This is a genomic window from Moorena sp. SIO4E2, assembly GCF_010671945.1.
GTDB classification, from domain to species: Bacteria; Cyanobacteriota; Cyanobacteriia; order Cyanobacteriales; family Coleofasciculaceae; genus Moorena; species Moorena producens.
In genome coordinates this window covers 1-2251 of sequence record NZ_JAAHIE010000915.1, presented here as the reverse complement: position 1 = coordinate 2251, position 2251 = coordinate 1, and the positions used below count along the sequence as shown (strand labels likewise).

The 2251-nt window shown below is 45.7% G+C and carries 1 protein-coding gene; it reads left to right on the top strand.

What is annotated here, in order from left to right:
* Positions 1 to 1813, top strand: a 1813-nt coding sequence (locus tag F6K37_RS38935; protein ID WP_287256576.1) for a tetratricopeptide repeat protein, incomplete at its 5' end; no start/stop codon positions are given.
* Positions 1814 to 2251 lie beyond the last annotated feature (438 nt).

Genomic DNA, 2251 nt, shown 5'->3' with positions numbered 1-2251 from the left:
GGGCGTTCAGGTTGGCACTGGGGAAATTTTTGAACGTTGCCTTGATCAGCGCTTCGATATGACTCAGGCAGAAATAGATAATCCTAAAAGTGAATTGAAGCAAGCCAAGGCAATTCGGAAACTCAGGGCGCTTAATACCATTCGTGGTGAATGGGAACAGTGGCAGGAAGAAAACCGAGTTTCTGAAACTATCACTAGCGCTATTAAATCCATTACTACTGCTGAACCGGCTGACCGCTTTACGGCTTTATTGCGAGTGATTGACCCCAATCAACAACCACCGCTAACTTTACAACAACTGGCGAGCCTGGCTAAACCCCTAAAGCAACAGGCACAACAAGCTTCTGAATCTGATACTGCTAAAGACCTTGGACAACTGGCCGCTGGGATTACGGCGGGTTTGGCATCTTGGCAACGCTTGGAAGATTATCTAGTGAGTTGGATTTATGACCAAAGTCGAGGCTCACTGGGATTTGAGGGTACTCCGGAACAGCGTGGCCCTTGGGGGCTGTGGGGGAAAAAGGTCGATAGCCCGTTACCCCAGTCTTTATTTCAAACTCTAGCGCTAAATCAATCCTTCCATGAATGGGCAGATACTCAACCGAGTTTGGAACTAGAGGCTTGGGTGGAATTGGCTGTGATTCTCCAGTGCTTGCAGCGAGGACTGGTGAATTGGTTCGATAAAATGGTATATGACTCCAAGATGGGAGCAAAGTTATCGATTTCTACCTTTATCGTATTTGCTGTCATTTGGTCTAGGTTAGCTAATGTTTTGAACCAGACAGCAAGTAGTAGCAACGGCAATGCGATGCTCGGTACGAGCCGCTACGCGATCGCAAATGGCTGTTTTCAGGTCTGTCTGCAAATTCTGCGCACCTTTGCCCAACGGGACTACTTCCCCCTCTACGGTGGTGTGTTTGCTAACTTTAGCGGCAACTATCTCCAAGATGCCCTGAATTACCTGGATGAACCCCTGCGGCAAGTAGACCGAACTGAGGAGAAAGCCAGGATTCTAACCTTGTTGGGTTATTCCCTTTGGTCTCAAGGAGCCTATGACCGAGCCAATAACTTCCATCAGCAAGCCTTAGATATTGCCCGTGAGGCTGGGGATCAACTGTGTGAAATTGCTAATTTCAATCATCTCAGTCGGATTTGTGTCGAGGAAGAGAATTATGCTGATGCCATTAACTATAGTCAACGAGCATTAATACTCGCTCGTCAAGCTGGAGACCGGTTAGGGGAAGCTAATGCTTTAGTGAATTTCGGCTACAGTGAAGTGTTTCAAGCACAGGATAGCCAACAAGCAGAACTAGAGGTGTATGAAAGTGCCATTAACTATTTAGAACAAGGTCGATTATTGTTAGAACGATTGGGGGATTCCCCAGCAGGGAGTTATGGGGTTGGGCAAAGTAAAGCCTTGTGTTTCAGTAGTTTGGGAATTGCCCATGTGGTGGTCGAGCAGTATCAAAAAGCGATCGCATTTTTAGAACAAGGCTGGCAAGCCGCCCAATTTTCTGGGGATTTGTACTTACAAGGGGTGAATTTGGCCTACTTAGCCCAAGCTTGCTACAGCCAGCAAGATTGGCAAAAAGTGATTTACACCGCTAGTTTAGGAGCCTATCTATTAGAGCAAATTGGGTCTGAAGATTGGCGCAAACCAGCTGGGTTGTTAAGTATTTTGCAAGGACAAATGGGACAAGAAGGCTTCCAAACCCTTTTGGCACAGCAACGGTCAAAAATTATTGCTGTCATTGGCGTAGATGGCTATGACTATATTCCGGAATTGCTAGCCAAATACTTAGATTCTCTTTAAGCCTGTAGGGTGGGCAAAAACAGTAGGAGCCTATAGGGTGGGCAAAAACCGTTGCGTTCAAATTACTCTTATAGATAATCTTACTTTGCCCACCCTACTAGTTGTAGTTGTAGGGTGGGCAAAAACCGTTTCGTTCTTTTGAGTCTTCTAGATAATCTTACTTTGCCCACCCTACTAGTTGTAGTTGTAGGGTGGGCAAAAACCGTTTCGTTCTTTTGAGTCTTCTAGATAATCTTACTTTGCCCACCCTACTAGTTGTAGTTGTAGGGTGGGCAAAAACCGTTGCGTTCTTTTGAGTCTTCTAGATAATCTTACTTTGCCCACCCTACTAGTTGTAGTTGTAGGGTGGGCAAAAACCGTTTCGTTCTTTTGAGTCTTCTAGATAATCTTACTTTGCCCACCCTAGTAGTTGTAGTTGTAGGGTGGGCAAAAACCGTT